The 19732-nt window shown below is 37.4% G+C and carries 16 protein-coding genes; 3 read left to right on the top strand and 13 right to left on the bottom strand.

Annotation, left to right across the window (positions count from 1 at the left end; all coding sequences use genetic code 11):
* Positions 1-225: 225 nt before the first annotated feature.
* The 4 genes from QSJ81_RS01810 to QSJ81_RS01795 form a co-directional block, all read right to left on the bottom strand.
* The gene (locus QSJ81_RS01810; RefSeq protein ID WP_285715703.1) at positions 226-1191 is read right to left on the bottom strand and encodes a sugar ABC transporter substrate-binding protein; all 966 of its coding nucleotides are present in this window, start codon (positions 1189-1191) and stop codon (positions 226-228) included.
* A 112-nt stretch (positions 1192-1303) separates the two neighbouring features.
* Positions 1304-2308, bottom strand: coding sequence for an ABC transporter permease (locus tag QSJ81_RS01805; RefSeq protein ID WP_285715702.1), 1005 nt, complete (start codon positions 2306-2308; stop codon positions 1304-1306).
* Entirely contained in the window at positions 2289-3803 is a 1515-nt protein-coding gene (locus QSJ81_RS01800) for a sugar ABC transporter ATP-binding protein (protein WP_285715701.1), read from the bottom strand. Before QSJ81_RS01800 ends, QSJ81_RS01805 begins: the two co-directional genes overlap by 20 nt.
* 237 nt (positions 3804-4040) lie before the next feature.
* Entirely contained in the window at positions 4041-5120 is a 1080-nt protein-coding gene (locus QSJ81_RS01795) for a transaldolase family protein (RefSeq protein ID WP_285715700.1), read from the bottom strand.
* A 359-nt stretch (positions 5121-5479) separates the two neighbouring features.
* On the opposite strand from QSJ81_RS01795, the gene QSJ81_RS01790 reads away from it, so the two are divergent.
* On the top strand, positions 5480-6235 hold the full coding sequence (locus QSJ81_RS01790) for a DeoR/GlpR family DNA-binding transcription regulator (RefSeq protein ID WP_285715699.1): 756 nt from the start codon (positions 5480-5482) through the stop codon (positions 6233-6235).
* A gap of 93 nt (positions 6236-6328) precedes the next feature.
* On the opposite strand, the gene QSJ81_RS01785 is transcribed toward QSJ81_RS01790, so the two are convergent.
* The 3 genes from QSJ81_RS01785 to QSJ81_RS01775 all read right to left on the bottom strand — a co-directional run bounded on the left by QSJ81_RS01785 (position 6329) and on the right by QSJ81_RS01775 (position 10780).
* Positions 6329-7735 (bottom strand): aspartate ammonia-lyase, encoded by a 1407-nt coding sequence (locus tag QSJ81_RS01785; protein ID WP_285715698.1) that lies wholly within the window; start codon positions 7733-7735, stop codon positions 6329-6331.
* A 69-nt stretch (positions 7736-7804) separates the two neighbouring features.
* Complete coding sequence (locus QSJ81_RS01780; RefSeq protein ID WP_285715697.1) at positions 7805-9208, bottom strand: DASS family sodium-coupled anion symporter; 1404 nt, start codon at positions 9206-9208, stop codon at positions 7805-7807.
* A 306-nt stretch (positions 9209-9514) separates the two neighbouring features.
* A complete protein-coding gene (locus QSJ81_RS01775) occupies positions 9515-10780 on the bottom strand; it encodes a cation:dicarboxylate symporter family transporter (protein WP_285715696.1) in 1266 nt (421 codons plus the stop codon).
* A gap of 269 nt (positions 10781-11049) precedes the next feature.
* Here QSJ81_RS01775 and QSJ81_RS01770 point away from each other — a divergent pair, with 269 nt between their 5' ends.
* Positions 11050-12339 (top strand): ATP-binding protein, encoded by a 1290-nt coding sequence (locus QSJ81_RS01770; protein WP_285715695.1) that lies wholly within the window; start codon positions 11050-11052, stop codon positions 12337-12339.
* A 4-nt stretch (positions 12340-12343) separates the two neighbouring features.
* Positions 12344-13273: a DNA-binding domain-containing protein gene (locus QSJ81_RS01765; protein WP_285715694.1), complete on the top strand. Its 930-nt coding sequence runs from the start codon at positions 12344-12346 to the stop codon at positions 13271-13273.
* 186 nt (positions 13274-13459) lie between these two features.
* Here QSJ81_RS01765 and QSJ81_RS01760 read toward each other — a convergent pair whose 3' ends face one another.
* The 6 genes from QSJ81_RS01760 to QSJ81_RS01735 all read right to left on the bottom strand — a co-directional run bounded on the left by QSJ81_RS01760 (position 13460) and on the right by QSJ81_RS01735 (position 19620).
* Complete coding sequence (locus QSJ81_RS01760; RefSeq protein ID WP_285715693.1) at positions 13460-15016, bottom strand: DUF4127 family protein; 1557 nt, start codon at positions 15014-15016, stop codon at positions 13460-13462.
* Complete coding sequence (locus QSJ81_RS01755; RefSeq protein ID WP_285715692.1) at positions 15006-16703, bottom strand: hypothetical protein; 1698 nt, start codon at positions 16701-16703, stop codon at positions 15006-15008. Before QSJ81_RS01755 ends, QSJ81_RS01760 begins: the two co-directional genes overlap by 11 nt.
* A 24-nt stretch (positions 16704-16727) precedes the next feature.
* Entirely contained in the window at positions 16728-17135 is a 408-nt protein-coding gene (locus QSJ81_RS01750) for a divergent PAP2 family protein (protein WP_285715691.1), read from the bottom strand.
* Positions 17136-17150: 15 nt separating this feature from the next.
* Positions 17151-17495, bottom strand: a complete 345-nt coding sequence (locus QSJ81_RS01745; protein ID WP_285715690.1) for an SMR family transporter — start codon at positions 17493-17495, stop codon at positions 17151-17153.
* An 83-nt stretch (positions 17496-17578) separates the two neighbouring features.
* On the bottom strand, positions 17579-18487 hold the full coding sequence (locus QSJ81_RS01740) for a decaprenyl-phosphate phosphoribosyltransferase (protein ID WP_285715689.1): 909 nt from the start codon (positions 18485-18487) through the stop codon (positions 17579-17581).
* Positions 18484-19620, bottom strand: a complete 1137-nt coding sequence (locus QSJ81_RS01735) for an iron-containing alcohol dehydrogenase (RefSeq protein ID WP_285715688.1) — start codon at positions 19618-19620, stop codon at positions 18484-18486. Before QSJ81_RS01735 ends, QSJ81_RS01740 begins: the two co-directional genes overlap by 4 nt.
* Between the last annotated feature and the right edge of the window lie 112 nt (positions 19621-19732).

Below are 19732 nucleotides of genomic sequence, written 5' to 3'. Positions count from 1 at the left end.
CATTATTTTGCAAGTTTTAATTTATTGGCAAGATTGCAAAATTCATTCCATTAAAAATTGTTCTCGCTACATTTGCCTTACCGCTTTCATTCTTTTTCAAGTAAGAAATTATGCTTCCCAAACGCCCAACTGAACAGTGCTAATGAGTTTTTCGTAGCCAACCTGCTAAGAAAAAGACCTCCTATTGTAGAAATAAATCACTACTAATAAGAGGTCTTTTGGTATTTATTTTCCTAGGATCTTTTTCAATTCTTCACTCTTTTGTTTAACATTATCTACATCAATGATTTCAGTTCCAGTGTCAATTCGTTTTTCAACAGCTTCACCTTTAGCGGCTTTAACTGCTGCTTCTACGCCTTTAAAACCGATGTTATAAGGGCTTTGTGCCACAGATGCATTAAGTTTTCCTGCACTAATCGAAGCCAAGGCATCTGGAGAACCATCAAAACCAACCACAACCATTTTCTTACCGCCATCTTCCAACGCTTTCGCTGCACCAAGTGCCATATCATCATTCGTTGCGAAAACACCAGCAAATTCTTGTTTGCTCTGCAAAATATTCTCAATTACAGTTACTGCCATAGAACGCTCACTATTGGCGGGCTGTATTACTGCCACTTCTAGACCTGCAGCTTTTAACCCTTCAATGCAGCCGTTTACTCGTTCATCATGAGTAGGATCACCTAAGGCACCACGCAAGATAACGACTTTTGAACCCTTAGGAAGTTTTTTTCCAAAATATTCGCCAGCAATTTTACCACCATTCAAATTTCCCGTTCCAACAAAGGAAACCTTATCATTCCAAGAAGCATCTGTATCTGCTAGAATTACCGGAATTTTAGCCGTCTTTGCTCGTTCAAAAACTGGAATAGCACTTGCTGATTGGGAAGGCGCTACCACCAATGCACTTACTTTTCTAGTAACTTGATCTTCAATCAACGAGATCTGACCCGTTACATCAGTCTCTGCATTAGGGCCAAGAACTTTTACTTCAACACCATATTTATCCCCAGCTGCTTTCGCTCCGAATTCCACTATTTTCCAATAATCGCTATTTAGTGCTTTAACAACTACGCCAACATTCATTTTCTCGCTTGTTTTTGGGGCTTGCGTTTGAGAACTACCGCAGCCAGCAGCCACCAAAGAAAGTAGTAAGGACATTGCTATTAGTAACGTAAACTTTTTTTTCATTCTTAATTCCCCTTTTTCAATTTAATACTTATGAAGTATTACTAGTTTTGGGCAATTCTTTTGTTCCATTTCACCTCCTGATGATAATAATAGATTAAGATCCCTATCATTATTATGCTTTAACCCTTGCAGCTGCCTTATGCCTTAAAACATCTACATATACTGCTAAAATAATAACAATGCCGATGGCTACAGTCTGCATTTCAGAAGAAACACTTAGGAGGTTTAACCCATTACGTAAAACTGCCATAATCATGGCTCCAATTAATGTTCCCCAAACGGTCCCCTCACCTCCCATAAAACTTGCACCGCCAATGATACACGCTGCAATCGCATCAAATTCATATCCTAGGCCAGCTAAAGGGTATGCTGAGTTTACGCGTCCAACAAGAACTAGCCCAGCTAGCGCTGCCATTAGGCCGCTAATAGTGTATACAATGATTAACACTTTATCAATGCTAATTCCTGATAAACGAGTTGCTTCTGGATTGCCGCCAACTGCATAAATATAGCGGCCAACAGCAGTATAGTTAAGAAATATATGGAAGAGGATATACACTACTAGTACTAAGATAAAGCTAACGGGGACTGGGCCTAAAAAAGTAGCGCCTAAAAACTGTATTGACGTCGGAAAATTAGAAATTGGCGAGGCGGCAGTGACAATTAGAGCTAATCCACGGGCCACATTCATCGTTCCTAATGTAGAAATAAATGGGTGAGGCAGACACAATTTGGTTAGCATAACACCATTGAGAAATCCAAGTAAAATACCGATACCTAAGCAAACAACTATGCCAATTAGAGGCGACATTCCCATCTTGACTACAACGATTCCCATCATAACCGTACTTAATGCTAAAATGGAGCCTACAGATAAATCAATACCAGCGGTTAAAATTGCCAGCAGCATGCCAATAGCAATTAAGCTGTTAATCGCCGACTGACGAGCAACATTCATAATATTGTCCATTGTTAAAAAATGAGGTGATGCTACTGTCAACATAAGGGATAATCCTAACAACCCAATTACAGAACCCATTCTTTTTAAGAATTGACGTATCTGTGTTTTTCGTAAACTCTTTGTACTCTCAGATTCATTAATTAGCCCTGTATTCACTGCTAATCCCCCCTGTAGCCGCTCTCAGTATTTTTTCTGGCGTAGCCTCCAAATAGTTTAGTTCAGCTGTTATATGACCAGCATTCATTACCATAATGCGATCACTTATTCCCATCACTTCAGGTAACTCTGAGGAAATGACTATAACGCCCGCTCCCTCACCAACAAGACGGTTAATCAAATTGTAAACCTCAACTTTAGCACCCACATCAATCCCACGAGTAGGTTCATCAAAAATAAATATTTTTGCCTGTGAACATAGCCATTTAGCAATAACGACTTTCTGTTGATTTCCACCTGATAACAGTCGAGTCATCATTGTTGGTATATTGGGATGAATCTGCAAGTCCTCTATCATTTTGTCAACTTCGGCATTTAGCTTTCTTTGATCAATAAAGAAACCCAATTTATAAAATTGAGGCAAACCAGTCAATGTGGCATTTAATATAATATCATGCATTAGGATTAACCCTTGATTCTTGCGGTCTTCAGTCAGAAAAGCCATCCCATTCTTAATGGCATCTTTAGGGCTGCTAATTTTTACCTCTTTCCCAAATATTTCTATAATTCCACCATCTATTTTGTCTGCTCCAAAAATAGCCCGCGCTAATTCGGTGCGTCCTGAACCAACTAGACCTGCAAATCCAATAACCTCACCTTTATACAACTCAAAAGAAATATCATGAAGCAATCCTTCAATGTTTAGATTTTTAACCTTCAGAGCAATGTCTCCCCTTACGGTTTTGTTCTTTGGAAACTTTTCTTCAAGGCTACGTCCTACCATTAATTTAATAAGTTCATCCTCATCTGCTGCTTCCTTCTCTAAGGTTGCAATTTTAAAGCCGTCACGAATAACGGTAATACGATCAGCAATCGCAAATACTTCTTCCAAACGATGGGAAATGTAAATAATAGCAATGCCTTTTTCTTTTAGTTTTTTTATGTTTTCAAGTAAGATATCCACTTCACGATTGGACAAACTGGATGTTGGTTCATCCATAATAATCAATTTGGTATTGGCTATTAATGCCCTAGCAATCTCAATCATTTGTTGATATCCCATGGTATAATTGCTGACAGGTTTGGTCACATCAATATCAATCCCAAGTTCCAACAAAGCCTTCTTTGCTAACGTATTCATTTTAGAATAGTCTAACAATCCAAATCCTCTATATAACTCCCGCCCCAAAAAAATATTTTCCGTTACTGTCATGTTCGGTGCCATACTTAATTCCTGGTATATAGCCGTAATCCCAAGGGCGAAGGATTCCTTCGTATTATTAAAATGAACTACTTTATCCTCAAGAATCATTTCACCATCACTATACTGATATACACCTGTTACTATTTTAATAAAAGTAGATTTTCCCGCCCCATTCTCACCACAGAGGGCATGAATCTCGCCAAGCTTAATATCTAAACTAACATCTGTTAGAGCACTTACACCAGGAAATTTCTTACATATTCCTTTAAGTCTTAAAAAGTATTCACTCACAAATATCCTCCCCCTCCTCTACTATAAGCTTTACTACCATACTAATACATTAAAATAAAGGCATACTCAATAAAGTAACACGAAGATAAAACTCTGAATATTACGTCTATTTTAGATAACTTCAATTTTAAAGAACATAAGAATGTTTAGCGATTACTTGATCTCCTAATCTATCCTCAATAAGATAATTTTTATAATGTAAAGTAATAAGAACAACCTTAGTGAAGCGCCACTAATCTACTTTGGAGTAATCATTATTCCGCGAATCATAGTAACTAACTCATCATATCCTCCAAGGAACTGTAGTAATGTTTTACTTACAGCACCGTAGTTATCAAACTCATCAATACTCATTCCGTTTGGCTGGTAAGCTCTGTTGAAATCAGGAATGTATTTTGATAATTGGTTAATGACTATAGGATTAACAGGCTCATCAATACGATTTACTACTGAAATATCGGAAGCATTAAAACGCTTGATCCATTTAGCAGGTATCGTTAGAGACATCTCTCCGCCAATAAATTCTGACCATTGGTGATGGTTCCGATATGCCGCAGCTAGTAGTTGGGTTCTATAACCTTTCTCTTTGAATATTTTGTAGGCATTTTTCATTACAGCAACACCAGCCCACTCTAAACACCCTGGATCCAGAATAATTCCATCACGCTCAACTACAGTTTTTAGCCAATCATCTACCCTACCTACCATGATTGTGCATATTGGATGCATCATATAAGTATCTTTACCCTCTTTTTCCCGTCTCTTTAGCCCTCTTTCAACCGCTTCAGCTACTGCAATTGCTTGCGCTACGGTAAAGCTAACGGTTCCATTAATACTTACGCCATGATAGGTAGCTTCTTCATAAGCCTTGATACTTGCTTTCGTAGTCGGCATTTTAACTTGTATATTTGGTGCTAAATTATTAAAATGTAAGGCCTGCTCAAGCATCAGGTCAGTATTTCGATAATATTTAGTATTCGTTTGAATCGATATCCTGCCTTTTTGCCCCTTCGTTCTTTCATATATTGGAAATAATAACTTCGCACCAGCAACAGCCATTTCTTCGTTTAGTTTCCATACAATATCATCTTCTGATGCTGTTGGGAACTCATGTATCAGTTCAATAATTCTATCCTTATAGGAATCTATCTCATTTTTAAGAACTTCTTTTACAATGACAGGATTGGTTGTAGCACCTACAGCCCCATATTCAAGCGCATATTGAAGTTCGGATATTGAGCAGGAGTCATTCCAAAAATCAGTCAATGTCGTTTTTGCCATTTGCTGCAAGGGGCTTTTATACTGTTGTTTACACATGTTACCGTCCCATCCTTTTTACTATTTTTTTGATACAACTTTTTTAGTAGTAAGCAAATTAACCTCCTGGAGAACTTCCTATTTGGTTACTTTAACAACAGCTTAATTGTATAAAAGCATACACACTGAGCATGTTATTGTGATATTAATTGATTTTCTTTGTTATATTACCACTCTCTTATGATGATATTATAGTTTGTCTGTAAATAGAACTGCTTTTTTGATGATCCAATTTGGAACGATTGTGGTTGAAACTCATACTTATCATGATATAATTAATTTGCTAATTATTCCCATATCCTATTTAGGTAAAATAAGCAAAGATACTAATTTTAAGATAAAACAGGGGTGAATGTTCGTTGAAAGAAGACCGAATAAGTGCATTACAAAATCATCTTCGCAAAAATGGCAGAGCATCCATTGAAGAGCTTTGCAGCTTGTTTAGTATCTCAAAAAACACGATTAGAAGAGATATTAAAGAACTGGAGAAACAAAATTACATAAAGAAAGTCTATGGTGGAGTTATCTTAAATGACACAAAAACTACAGAACCTTTTGAGTCAAGAGAAGTAAAAAACAAAGATGAAAAACAAGAAATTGGGAGCTTAGCTAGCAATTTAGTTGAGGATGGCGATATTATTTACATCGACTCTGGAACCACTACAATGTGCATGATACCTCATTTAGCGGCACGAAAGAATTTGACTATAATCACAAATAATTTGCATGTAATCACTAGCTCACTTCCCTTCTCTAATCTAAATATAATCTGTACTGGCGGAACTTTTTTAAGAAGAACCAATTCTTTTATTGGCATAGAAGCAGTCAATTCTCTAAAACAATATAATATTTCAAAGTCTTTTGTTGCTACAACTGGGCTCTCAATTGAAAAAGGTCTAACAAATTCCTCATCCTTTGAATATGACATCAAAAGATATGTCTCTGAAAATTCTGAGCAAATCATTGTCTTAGCTGACAATACCAAATTTGATCGTGTCTCCTTAATGACCTACTACGATTTAAAAAGCATTCAAGTTCTTGTAACCAACAAAGAGCCTGATGCTACGTATAAGAAATTCTTTAACGACTATAATATTAAATTGGTTATTCCTTGACATGTAATACTTTATAAGGACTACTCATTTGTCCCATAATAAAAAAAGAAATACGCTTTGCTGCTAGAGCAAAGCGTATTTCCTTTTCAAACATTACATATTTACTAACTTTTTACCAGCAATACCTGGTTGAGTCATTTCCTCTGGCGACAAGATAATATCCATCGCCTCTCTAGTCAACAATTTTTTCTTGATAATGAGTTCCCTTACTGGTCGTCCAGTCTTATAAGCTTCTTTAGCCAACATTGAGGAATTTTCATAGCCAATATGAGGTAATAGTGCTGTAACAATACCAACACTTCCCTCTAACCATGCTTCACATTGCTCTTTTTTTGCTTTTACGCCTTTAACACATAATCTGCTAAATGTATCAATAGCATTCGTCAAGTAGGTCATAGAATTGAAAATATTAAATGCCATAACTGGTTCCATTACATTTAATTCAAACTGTCCATTTTCAACCCCGAGAGTAACAGCCAAATCATTACCAATAACCTGATAGCAAGTCTGATTTAATACCTCTGGAATCACCGGATTTACTTTGCCAGGCATAATGGATGAACCAGGCTGACGCGCTGGCAAATCCAATTCATTAAGTCCACATCTCGGACCGGAAGCCATCATTCTAAAATCATTTGCTATTTTAATAAGAGCCAAGGCCGTAATTTTCATTGCGCCTGACACATCGGCAAAAACATCTGTATTATTCGTAGCATCGACTAGATCAGCAGCTGTTACAAATGGTTCTTGCGTCATTTGGGATAATTGCTTAGCTACTTCACTAATATATTCAGGCTCTGCATTGAGTCCAGTACCAACAGCTGTAGCTCCCATATTCACCGTATATAAACGACGCAGTACATCCTCCACGCGTCCAGCACCACGTCGAACAGAAGAAGCATAAGCTGCAAATTCTTGTCCCATGGTAATTGGTACTGCATCTTGCAGATGCGTTCGACCCATTTTGAGAACGTCCTTAAATTCGATTGCCTTCTCATCTAAGGCTGCCGCCAATTCTTGAAGTGTGGCAACTAGAATACGGCCTTTACGAATTGTGCAAACCTTAATAGCAGTTGGGAATGCATCATTTGTTGACTGTGCCATATTGGCATGATTATTTGGTGAAATACGTTCATAATTGCCTTTTTCCTCACCGATTAACTCCAATGCACGATTAGAAAGCACTTCATTCATATTCATATTTACAGACGTACCGGCACCGCCTTGAATTGGATCAACACAAAATTGATCATGTAACTTCCCACTAATAATTTCATCAGCAGCTGCAATAATGGCCTCCCCAATGATTTTATCCAAACGGCCCGTAAGCATATTGGCTTTTGCCGCTGCTTTCTTTACAATTGCCATTGAACTTATAAAATCCGAATCCAATTTCTGACCTGTAATCTTAAAATTTTCCATAGCTCGAAGTGTCTGTACACCATAATAGACATTGTCGGGAACTTCCATTTCACCTAAAAAATCGTGTTCTAAATGCATAATTATTTCCCCCTATAATTTAATAAAGTTATTCTTATTTATTTTTAACTGGTAAACAATTACAAAAGTTTACCAAATGCCAATAACCTTCATCCAAGGCACACCAATCCCTAACCATATTACCAAATGTAGTACAGAAAGAAGAAAACCAATGCGCCACCACTCACCTTGGCTAATGTAACCGGAGCCGAAGAAAATCGGTGAAACTCCACAAGCGTAATGAGTCAAAGTTGAGCATGTATTTGCAAATACCCCCAAAAGAATAGCGGTTAGGACCACTGGGGCACCAGCAGCTACTGCAACAGTTGCAAAAGCACTAAAAAGAGCCATCACATGTGCCGTATTACTGGCAAATCCATAATGGATAAAAGTATAAACAATACTTAAAACAATAAGCACTGTAAACCAAGAAATCCCTACCAATTGGGCTCCTACAAGCTTGGCAAACCAAGTGATAAGACCTAGCTTTGCAAGATATGCTGCCATGTTAACTAAAACGCCCATCCAAATGAGCACATCCCAAGCACCTTTCTCACCCAAAACATCATCCCAATTGAGAACATTAGTAATAAGCATGAAGGATAACCCCAAAAGAGCTACAAAAGCTGAATCAAGACCTGTAATGCTACTAGTAGCCCAAAGAACAAGAGCACCACTAAAAATTAATAAAAGTAATTTTTCACTTCGACTCATGGCACCCATACTAATTAATTCTTTTCGTGCCATTTCTTTAGCTTCTGGTGTTTTTTTCAATTCTGGCGGATAAATTTTATACAAGATGTATGGTATAAGAATAGTACAAACTATGCCTGGTACTATACAAGCCATAAACCATTGAGACCAAGTTATGGTTTGTCCAAATAACTCCTGAGTTAACTTCATAACAACTACATTATTCGATGCACCAGTCAAAAAAACAGATGCTGAGATAACAACGCTATTGTATGCACTAAATAATAAAAATTTCCCTACTTTACCAGCTGTAGCACCAGGTTCAGATTCAAATGCTGTACACAAACTACGGGTAATCGGATAAATAATTCCGCCCCCTCGTGCAGTGTTAGACGGGGTAAATGGTGCTGCGATAAAGTCCGTTGCAGCCATAGTGTAGGCCAATTTTAAAGTACTATCACCAAATTTGTTCATTAGAATATATGCAATGCGCCGACCAAGGCCGGTTTTAATAAAGCCCTTGGCAAACATAAACGCCGCCACAATGAGCCAAATTACTGTATTGCTAAACCCCTCAAGAGCTTGTCCAGGGGTAAGAACACGGGTAATAACCACCGTCGTTAATCCAATGATTGATGCCGTACCGATAGCTACTGGCTGCAAAATGAAGGCTACTATAGTCGCTGTAAATACAGCTAATAGGTGCCACGCTGCCGGTTTTATACCTTCAGGAATGGGACTGAACCAAATGATCAATCCAATAAAAATACATATTAAACCTCGTACTCCTTTATGATTCAAACACATATACCTCCTATTAAATATTTTATGAAAAATGAAGAATAGCCTAAAAAGGTTCTCAATATTTAGTTTAGGTTGAAATAACTCCCGCATAATGTATATAGTATTTTGTATACATTATGCGACGAAAAAATTTTGATTGTATCAAGACCCCACGAAATGTTGCAATGCTACCTATCGTCATCAGGTTTAACGGCACTCTTTATAAACAATATCCTTTCTTTCAGAAAAAGGGCGACGGTAGGACAATTCCAATGTATATAAAACATTGGAATTATCCGACCCCCTTGAACCTAAACCAGTGATTTAAGCAATTTTCCGCAGCACTTCTTCTTCTTTTTGAATATCATACTGCTTTTCCCATTTAGAAATGACTACAGCAGCTAATGCGTTACCGATAACATTAACAACTGTCCTTGCCATATCCATAAAACGGTCAACACCAGCAATAAAAGCTAATCCTTCTGCAGGAATACCTACGCTGCCGAGAGTCGCTAATAATACAACAAAGGAAACACCTGGTACACCTGCTATGCCCTTAGAGGTAAGCATCAGTACCAACATTAAGTTAATTTGGGTGCTAATCGGTAAATCAATTCCATATAATTGCGCTAGAAATATAGCCGCAATTGCCTGATAAAGGGTAGAACCAGTCAAATTAAAAGAATATCCTGTCGGGATGACAAAGGAAGTAATCGCTTTAGGACAGCCCATCTTTTCCATCTTTTGCATGATATTAGGCAGAACAGCTTCTGAACTTGCTGTCGTATAGGCAAGAATTAGTTCATCTTTTAGTACTTTAATGAAGTTTATGATATTGAGTCCGTAAAGCTTAGCAATTACACCAAGTACCAAAAAGACAAACAATATCATAGCACCATACACTGTGATGACAAGTTTCCCTAAGGGAATCAATGAATTTAAACCAAATTTAGCAACAGTAGAGCCAATGAGGGCAAACACGCCAAATGGTGCAAATTTCATAACTTGATTCGTTACCCAAAACATGGTTTCCATTACGCCTTCACAAAGCTTGAGAACCGTTTTGCCTTTCTCGCCAATAGAAGCAAGACCTAAGCCAAACATAACGGAAAAGAATATAATAGCAAGCATATCGCCTTTCGCAAGTACGTCAAACACATTCGTAGGAACAACATTGACAAAGGTATCAGCAAAACTATGATGGCCTGCACTTTCTGCAGTATTTACATAACTGGCAATATTCGTCTTAGCAAGACTACCGATGTTCTCAATACCAATTCCTGGTTTGACAACATTTGCAATGATAAGCCCCATAACGATGGCAATCGTAGTCACGACTTCAAAGAAAAGAATGGTTTTACCGCCTATTTTCCCCAATTTCTTTGCATCACCAACGCCTGCAATCCCAACTACCAGCGAGGACACGACAATTGGTACCACAATCATTTTAATCAACCGGATGAACATATCGCCTATGGGTTTCAGATATCCTTCAATTGCCGGATCTCCATAAAAAGCAGCGCCTACTGCAACCCCTAATATAAGTCCAATGAGAATCTGTGTTCCTAAACCAAACTTAATTTTCTTCATTTTTCATCTTCCTCTCTATAATCTTTGGTATGATGGAAAAAATATTGCTTGCGAATCTATGAGACAACTTCTACAATTCAAATTTATCACACAACCTATATAATCCGAGATAAACCTACAAACTTTCTGAAAATTTTAAAAAAAATTGTAGAAGGCTACATTTTTTTCTGTTATTCTGTATAATGTATAAATAGATCGACTGTAATACAATATAACTCACAGTAGCTGTAATTACACGCATCATGATTCTCCTCTAAGGAAGGTATCTAATGAAAAAAAAATGGTTTGCTCTTTTGTTAATGGTTCTAATTGTTCCCTTAGCTGGTGAACTTAAGTTTTATCCCTTTGACAGTGAATTTAGTTCCTTTCGCGTTAGTTTCGGATCACCGGCATTTTTATTTTTTTTATTATGGCAGCGCAATACCTCCTTCGTATTTTCCGGATTATTAGTCGGATTGTCCGTTCTAGTTTTTCGCATGGCATTGGACTGGATTACTATTGATAGTACCATCGCCTCTAGTTTTCTGCTTCATATTCCAGCATTTTTTTATTACGTAGTATATTCTCTTATTTTTCAATTGACGAAAGCCCATGATTTATATAACCAACCGCTGGGTATTGGACTATTATCCATTATTGCTGAAATCACCGCTAGTATGCTGGAACTTATGCTTTCACTGACCTATTCCAGTGCAACGGATATCATTGCTTTTCCCATTATCAGTAAAATTTTAATTATTGCTGTTATTCGCAGTTTTTTTATTTTAAGTTTCTTTTTTATCATAAATTTACGTCATGCAGAACTAGCAGCAGAGCAACAAAGAGAGCAAAATAAGCATCTACTGATGCTTATTTCTGCTCTCTACGAAGAAGGCATTCACGTTAGAAAATCCCTACAAAATGCAGAAAATATCACGCGAGATTGTTATAATCTCTATAAGGATTTACAGGACAACCACATGCCAATCAATCAGAATCAATTAGCACAAACCCTATTAGGAATTGCTGGTCAAGTACATGAAATCAAAAAAGATAATCAACGTATCTATGCCAGCCTTACCCAGTTAATCTCGGAAAAGAAATTACATGACTATATGACGGCCTCCGAACTGGCGGAGATTATTATACAATCACACCAAAAATATGCTCGCTCCTTACACAAGACAATTACCTTTGATTTACAGGTTGAAGATTTGCTACCACCATTACATGTCTATACTGTTTTATCACTTGTGAACAATTTGGTTTCCAATGCTGTAGAGGCCATTAAAGACTCTGGTTTAATCAAACTGTCTATTTATAGCATCAACGAAAATATAGTATTTCGTGTGACCGATACTGGACCAGGCATCCCACCAAAAAAAAGGAGTCTTATTTTCAAACCTGGCTATACAACTAAGTTTGATCTAACAGGTAATCCCTCAACTGGTATGGGCTTGCCTTATATTAAAGATTTAGCAAATAGCCTGCAAGGCAGTATTGCACTAGAAGATATTCCTAATGATAAAACGGTTTTCACCATACAACTACCACTACACAGTGTAATAAAGGAAGGATAATACAATGCGTTTTTTTATTGTTGATGATGATGAAGCAATCCGATCTATGTTGGCAGAAATAATAGAAGATTATGATCTCGGAGAAGTAGTCGGTGAAGCAGAAAATGGTGCTGCTATCGATGGAAAATTGTTAACCATCAAAGCAGTTGATATCTTGCTTATTGATTTATTAATGCCGATAAGAGATGGAATTCAAACGGTTCGTGAATTGACACCTACCTTCCATGGTAAAATCATTATGCTTTCTCAAGTGGAGGATAAGGAGATGATTGGTAATGCCTATTCTCTTGGTGTGCATTACTATATTACGAAACCGATTAATCGGCTTGAGGTAATCAGTATCATTCAAAATGTGACAGAACACATTCGACTACAAAATGTGATATGCAATATTGAAAAGAATTTAAATGTGCTAAGTTCAGAAAAAATTATCCATAGTAACACAGCACCAGTTACGCCAACCAAAAATATCGTAAGTACCTCAGGTCAATACCTGCTTGCTGAATTGGGAATGATTGGCGAAAGTGGCAGTAATGATTTATTAGGCATGTTGGACTTTTTATATCAATATGAAAGTGAACACCCTCTTGAACATGAACTCCCTTCCTTAAAAGAAATTTTCACCAGCGTAGCAATAAAAAAGCTAGGTGCAGAAATTTCAGATCTAAATGACATAAAGAAGGAATCTAAAGCCATGGAACAACGAGTACGAAGAACAATCTTCCAAGGACTCACTCACTTAGCATCTCTTGGCGTTACTGATTATACTAATCCTAGTTTTGAAGAATACGCTCCAAAGTTTTTTGATTTTACCGAAGTGAGAAAAATAATGCTCAACTTACAAAATAATAGTAAGCCTTCGATTGGTAATACACACATTAATATAAAAAAGTTTGTAAGAGTATTGTTTCTTGAGTCAAAAAAAAGACACTAAAATAACCCCTTCTTCTTAATAAACACAGAATAATAGAAAGAGATCAGCAGATTTTGATATCCACTGATCTCTTTCTTATTTTACGGAATCAGAAAGTATAACACTTTCTTGATTCCAAGTAAGAACGACTAAGGCTTCTGCCTGCGTCCGAGGACTTGGCACAAGCCAAGTCTTTTCTTATAATTACTATTTTGCCTTAATGTCTATCTCAAACATGCGATTCCAAGGAAAAGAAACTTCTATCTGTTTCAACGAAAAGGTTTTTAAATTTTGCATACTAAAGGCTTGCATACGCTCTGTCGCATCCTTAGTTAGAGTAGGCAGCATTTCGTCTAATTGTACATTACTGTGTCCTGCGGGGGTTAATACTTCTTTCGTAAGTGCCCCACGTATATTTGCCTGATAGGCCCAATCATCTAGTAGACGAATAGCTATCAGATTGTTTTTATTGGCTGTTGTCATCCGCTGGGCAAAGGCCGCCTGTCCAATGGTATAACCAATTGTGTTGCTAGCTGTATTCCAGCCCGAATAGGATTCTAACTGGGGCAACATTTTACTCTTCGTCATTTCATATAATAGCGCATTATCTGATCCGTTGGCAAAGGAGATATCTGCCACGGCAACTTTTCGTTTAGCAAGCAAGTAGGCTTGCATCTGTTTAACAAAAGCAAGCGTTTCTTTATTTGCTTCTACTTTATTTGCTTCCACGCCTGCTTCCCTCGTCCAACCATCAGCAGGCGTATTAACTGCCAAAATCATATCCGCTTTTTTATCGGAAAGTAAAGGTAAAAATCCTGCTGCAATCAAATGATCACGAACATTTTTTCCTACAGGAGTATCTTCATAAGAAGGAATCGTCTGGTCACCAACACCTTGTGTATAGATGACAGCTACAGAAGGTATAGTAAAGGTAAGGTCATTTGCTGCTCTAGCCAACATGACCATACCTAGCTGATCCGCTCCAGGAAAGGACAAATATTTACTAGCAGGTAAATCAGCCGTTTCTTTTTCTAGCCATCTAGATTCTTGATGAGATCTAGAAAGTGGCGAACAATCATCACGACCAAGCAACAAATAATTAAATACATCTTCTTTTACTTCCTGAATCAGCTTTACATTCACGTCATAATTTTTATCACGTCGGTTTAACCAATTCACCATTACATCAGTCGGGACTTGTGCAATGAGTTCCTTTAACTCCTCTTGTTCTTGATGGGTTAATGTTTGTATTTCACTTTTATCCCGCAAAGCATGAATACGAAAAATTGCCGGGCCATATGTTTCATAGTAAGCTGGCTCAACCCCGCCACTAGATGCATGAGGGCTGCGCATAATGGTACTAAATACATATAGCTTTAATGATGGGTTAAGTTTTTTTAGTTTTTTAAAGTTTTCTGTCCTTTTTAGCAATATGTCTTCGTCTATTTCATGAGTTCTTGAGGCAACTAAGCCACCATAGATAAGAGCATCGGCTGACACAACGACTCTGTCAGCTTCTTTTGCATGAGCAAATACCCATTCCCATAATTGATCGGGATTAGCATTCCTTGTTCTAGCTGCTAAATACTCCTCAGGCGGAACCAGTATTTCAAATCCACCTTTTTCTACTGTATCTTTAACATACTCATAACTAACGGGTCGATTATCAAAAGGGACATACATTATCGTTTGCGCATAAACTGGAACATTAATAACTAGTAGCAGGAATAACAATGCTACTAGGATTCCTTTTTTATTTTTCATTTTCGTCCATCCTTCCCAACACAAAAATACTTGCTAAAGCTTGTTTTTTAGCTGCTGCTGTCAAATAATTATACCTAAGAACTTCTATATTTATATCAGCAATATCTGCTGGAGCATCCACATAAGTAATATTATGTTGGCCAAATCTAACATAATTCGACGTAAACTCGCCAAAACGTACCTTAATTGGGTTATGATACATGGCTATTTCAGTTAGTTCTTGACGCAGAGCTTGGGTGCAGTAATAATTGCCAAGAGCATAGGGATAAGTAATGATAGCAAGATTTATTACCGCAGCTCCGACTAGCGCTCCCCCTAAATACCGTATTACTTTTTGATTGCTAGACCAAGCCACGATTGCAAGGCAAATAAGCGCTAGCCAAATTTGAGGTACATATCTAGCCCACCAAGCTTCAGGATTTATCAAGGCCGTCAGCATAATACTCATAACAAAACCTACACCACAAAGAGCATCCTTCTTTGAAAAAATAAATAGCAACAACAATATGATGCCGCCAATTACTACCATACCACTAAACCAAGGTCCAAAACCGCCAATACGAATATCCGCTCCATAGACAAAAGGCCTCAATTCTTGCGCGGTTACACTAAAAGGTATTTTTATTTGAGGCTCTTCTATATCAAACTTATTTGTGGACATAGAAAAATTAGCAACATATAATTTCTGAGCTGCATTCAGCTGTAAAAAGCTCTTTGGTGAATTGCTCGTCATAATATCCATAGAGTTAGAACCTGCACCATATAGGGGATAAAAGGGATGCCCATAAAAAATACTATTGGTCATATAAGGATTATAGCCTATAACACAAATGCCTAAAATTAACCCGATGATTGCTGTTTTCCCAAGATCATTGCAAGTTTTTTTCTTCTTACTTAACCACAACCATCCACCTAAGAGACCAATACAAGCAATTGCATAAACAATACCAGTAAATTTAACATTAACCAATAAGCCAATTGTCATAATAAAACCAATTAAAACGAATTTATCATATTGGACAAAGATCCGATATGATAAAGCTAACAAACATAGCATTAAAGACGCTAACTGTCCATCTATATAAAAACTTAACGCCTGATAAATACTTACAGGATTTAAGGCCAATAACAAGCTAAATAATGAAGATTGCTTGGTACTCCATTTACTACTACCTTTCATTGTTGAGAATGTTAGTAAAAAAGATGCTATCATTGCTAAGAAATTAAAAGCTTTGCTTTGCTCGATTTGCCCAGTGACTGTATATAAGGCCGCTTCGTACACCCAAGGGCCTTTGGCATAATGATTTAGTAACATAGCAGATTGGGATTGTTCTTTTAACAAGTACTGTTGAAATGGATTCCAGTGATTCGCTAGTTGAATCACCGCCTCTTGATGATAAACTTGTCCATCATAGGATATATCATAAAACATGCCGCTGACATACGTAAGAAAAACCATGATTAGTATTGCACTAATTCCAACATTGGCAAATGTCTTGCTTGCGTTTTTTTTATCATAAGAAGTTGTAATACCATAGGCAAAAATCAGACTACAGATAGTCGCCATCCATATATGTAATGGCACTAAGGACATCCCTAGGCCAAAACTAATGGCTGAGAATAATAAGATAAAAAACATAAACGCTAAAAAGGTTAATCCTAAAATAAAAGAAAAAGTAACTAACATCGATTGCCCCCTAACATAAGCGCCTTAGATACTATGTAATAAAAAAGCTACTAAAAAACCTGTACTAAGGCCCCCCAAGATTTCGATAGGTGTATGACCTTGCCGTTCTCTTAATGTTTTGCTAGAATCTGCCGTGACGTACTGATTGATCATACTAGCATGTTTACCTACCGCACGTCGAATTCCCATGGCATCAAACATGGTAATCATCAGTACTGCCAATCCTAGACTAAACATAGGCGTAGCAATCCCCTCAGTAAAACCAATGAAAAATACCGTACTACTTATTACTGTTGTATGGGTACTGGGAAATCCTCCATTACCGATTAAGTTGACAGCCTCTTTGCGAAAACGAATATAATTCACTACAAATTTTACCGATCCTGCTACCAACCAGGCAAAAACGGGCATTACGGCATATTTATAATCCAATCTAACATCCTCCCATTAGGACTTGGCAACAAGAGTAATGCCAGCCAAAATAAATAGCATACCACCAATTCGCAGCCAATTAATTGGCTCATGGAAAATAAAATAAGACGCAATAAATACAAAAACGTAGCCAAGACTCACCATAGGGTAGGCATAACTAAGCTCCACTTTTTTCAATGCCATGATCCATATAATAGTACTAATACCATATAAAAATAAGCCTAGAACGATCGGCCATTTAATTTTTTCTAATAAGGTGATACCCGGGTTTTCTACCATTTGCATAGCACCAAATTTAAAGGCAATTTGTCCTACTGCCCCTATGGCTACTGATATAAGAATTAATAACAAATCTTTCATTACAATAGTACCTCACTTTTTATTGACCCTACTATGACAATTTATCAAGTAACCAATATTTTACCTAAAAGTTATATGATTATCTATTCAAAATAATATAAGATACTAGCAACCATAATAGCAAATAACGACACGGTAGCGAGAATATGACCATCTTCTACTAATACTTTTTCTGGCCTGCCACCTTTTCCCTTCATGTGTATTAAATATAAATAACGGAAAATTCCATACATAACTAGTGGTATGGTCCACATCAATTGAATCGTGTGGCCTGATGTAAAGGTAAATAAAGAGTAACTCATAATGGCTGCAGTAGTAACAATACTATTTAATTGATTTAACAATTCAGGAGAGTATTGCTCTAAAACTTTACGGTGCTCTCCCTTATTCTCGCTTAGCAAATACAATTCATGCCTACGTTTGCTAATCGCTAAAAACAAGGCTAGCAACATAGTACAGATTAAAAACCAAGGGGTGAAGGAAACATCGATTACCAATCCTCCGCCAATGGCACGCAAAACAAAACCAAAGGCAATTACCATAATATCAACAATTACAACCTGTTTTAATTTAATCGAATAAGCTACGTTAATCATAAAATATCCAAAAAGCAGCAGGCTAAACCAAGGATCTAACAAGTAGGCCATACCAAGAGCGCAACATAATAAGGTACTCCCAAATACCAGTGCTCTAATAGGGTCTAATCTCCCCGAAGCAATGGGACGATACTTTTTTTCTGGATGCCGACTATCCGCTTCACGATCCATGTAGTCATTTATTATGTAAACACAGCTTGATACAATGCAAAATAAGGCAAAACCGACTACCGCCTTTAGCAGCATATGTATATTTACTGTTTTGATTGAAAAAATCAAAGCAGCAAATACTAATAAATTTTTTGTCCATTGCTTGGGACGCAACACCATAAGATAGGGTAATGCCTTGCTCCCGGATTTATCCTTTTTGACGATTTCCTCTGCCAAAGTACTCATTTACATGCTCCATTATATATCTTCTCTACAATTTCAGGGATCTCCCCTGCAGGATCATTGGCTAAGCTCCCTGTTACTTTACTAGCCAAATAGCGTATATCCTCTTTTCCTAAAGAAAAATCTGCCAAACTCCCATTCCTATGTATACTTTGGGTAAATTGCTGGTATGCCAGCATAAATTCCTCCTTATTCCTGCAAGGATTACCACTTAATGCCTCTCCAATACAATTAAACTTTTCTTCCGAAATCTCATAGGTAATATCTAACCAACTCTTAAATAGCGCCATCAATCCACTACCATGACTACTATTCGTTTTTACTCCAATCGGATATTGCAACCGATGGGGTAAACAGGTACTAGAATTAGCTAGATTAAAGCCCATCAGCATACTGGCATACATCATATTGGTACGGGCTGTTATATCTTGACCATTTATAAGCACTTGAGGCAGATATTGTCCAACCAATCGTATGGCGGCCAGTGAATGAGTGGCAATTAAGGGGGCTACCCCACTTTTCGATATATAGGTTTCAACAGCATGAGCAAATACATCAAAACCAGTCTCTACAGTATTTCCAGGCAATAAAGACACTGTTAACTGCGGATCCACAATTGCCATACAGGGAAAGAGCCCCTTATGACGAAAACTGGTTTTTATTCCACTGTACTCATCCGTTAAAATCGCCGCCCAATTGGTTTCCGACCCTGTACCAGCTGTCGTAGGAATGGCAATCAGAGGAATATCAACATGGGTGATGGGAGATTGCCCTAATAAATAAGGTTCTACTTTTTCCCTAGTTGATAACCCAAGAACAATTCCCTTGCCAGCATCAATCGCACTTCCCCCGCCAAGGGCTACTACAACATCGGGTTGCCAGTTTGCAAATTTTTCAACACACTGGTTGACTTCGCTAGCTAGAGGGTTGGCACTAACACCTTCAAATAATGCAGACTGTATCCCTAAAGAAGTAAGTCCCTCTACTAATATCTTAGTAAATCCATACTTCTTCATAGCATATTTGCCTGTTACAATGAGCACTCTTTTACCAACCATTCCAATATAAGCGGGAGCCTTTTCAAACTCACCACAACCAAAATGTATTTTCGTCGGCATATAATATGAAAAATGCATAGCATCCAGCTCCTACTGTTTTATCAACTCATTCACTACTATACTAAAAATATCCACTAGTGAAAAGTAAATCTTCAATTATTTTCAAGAAAATCTGATCTTCACTCTTATC

Origin of the sequence: Pelosinus sp. IPA-1 (assembly GCF_030269905.1) — a bacterium.
Taxonomy (GTDB): domain Bacteria; phylum Bacillota; class Negativicutes; order DSM-13327; family DSM-13327; genus Pelosinus.
Note: the sequence above shows the minus strand (reverse complement) of the source record. Positions and strands in the feature narration are given on the sequence as shown.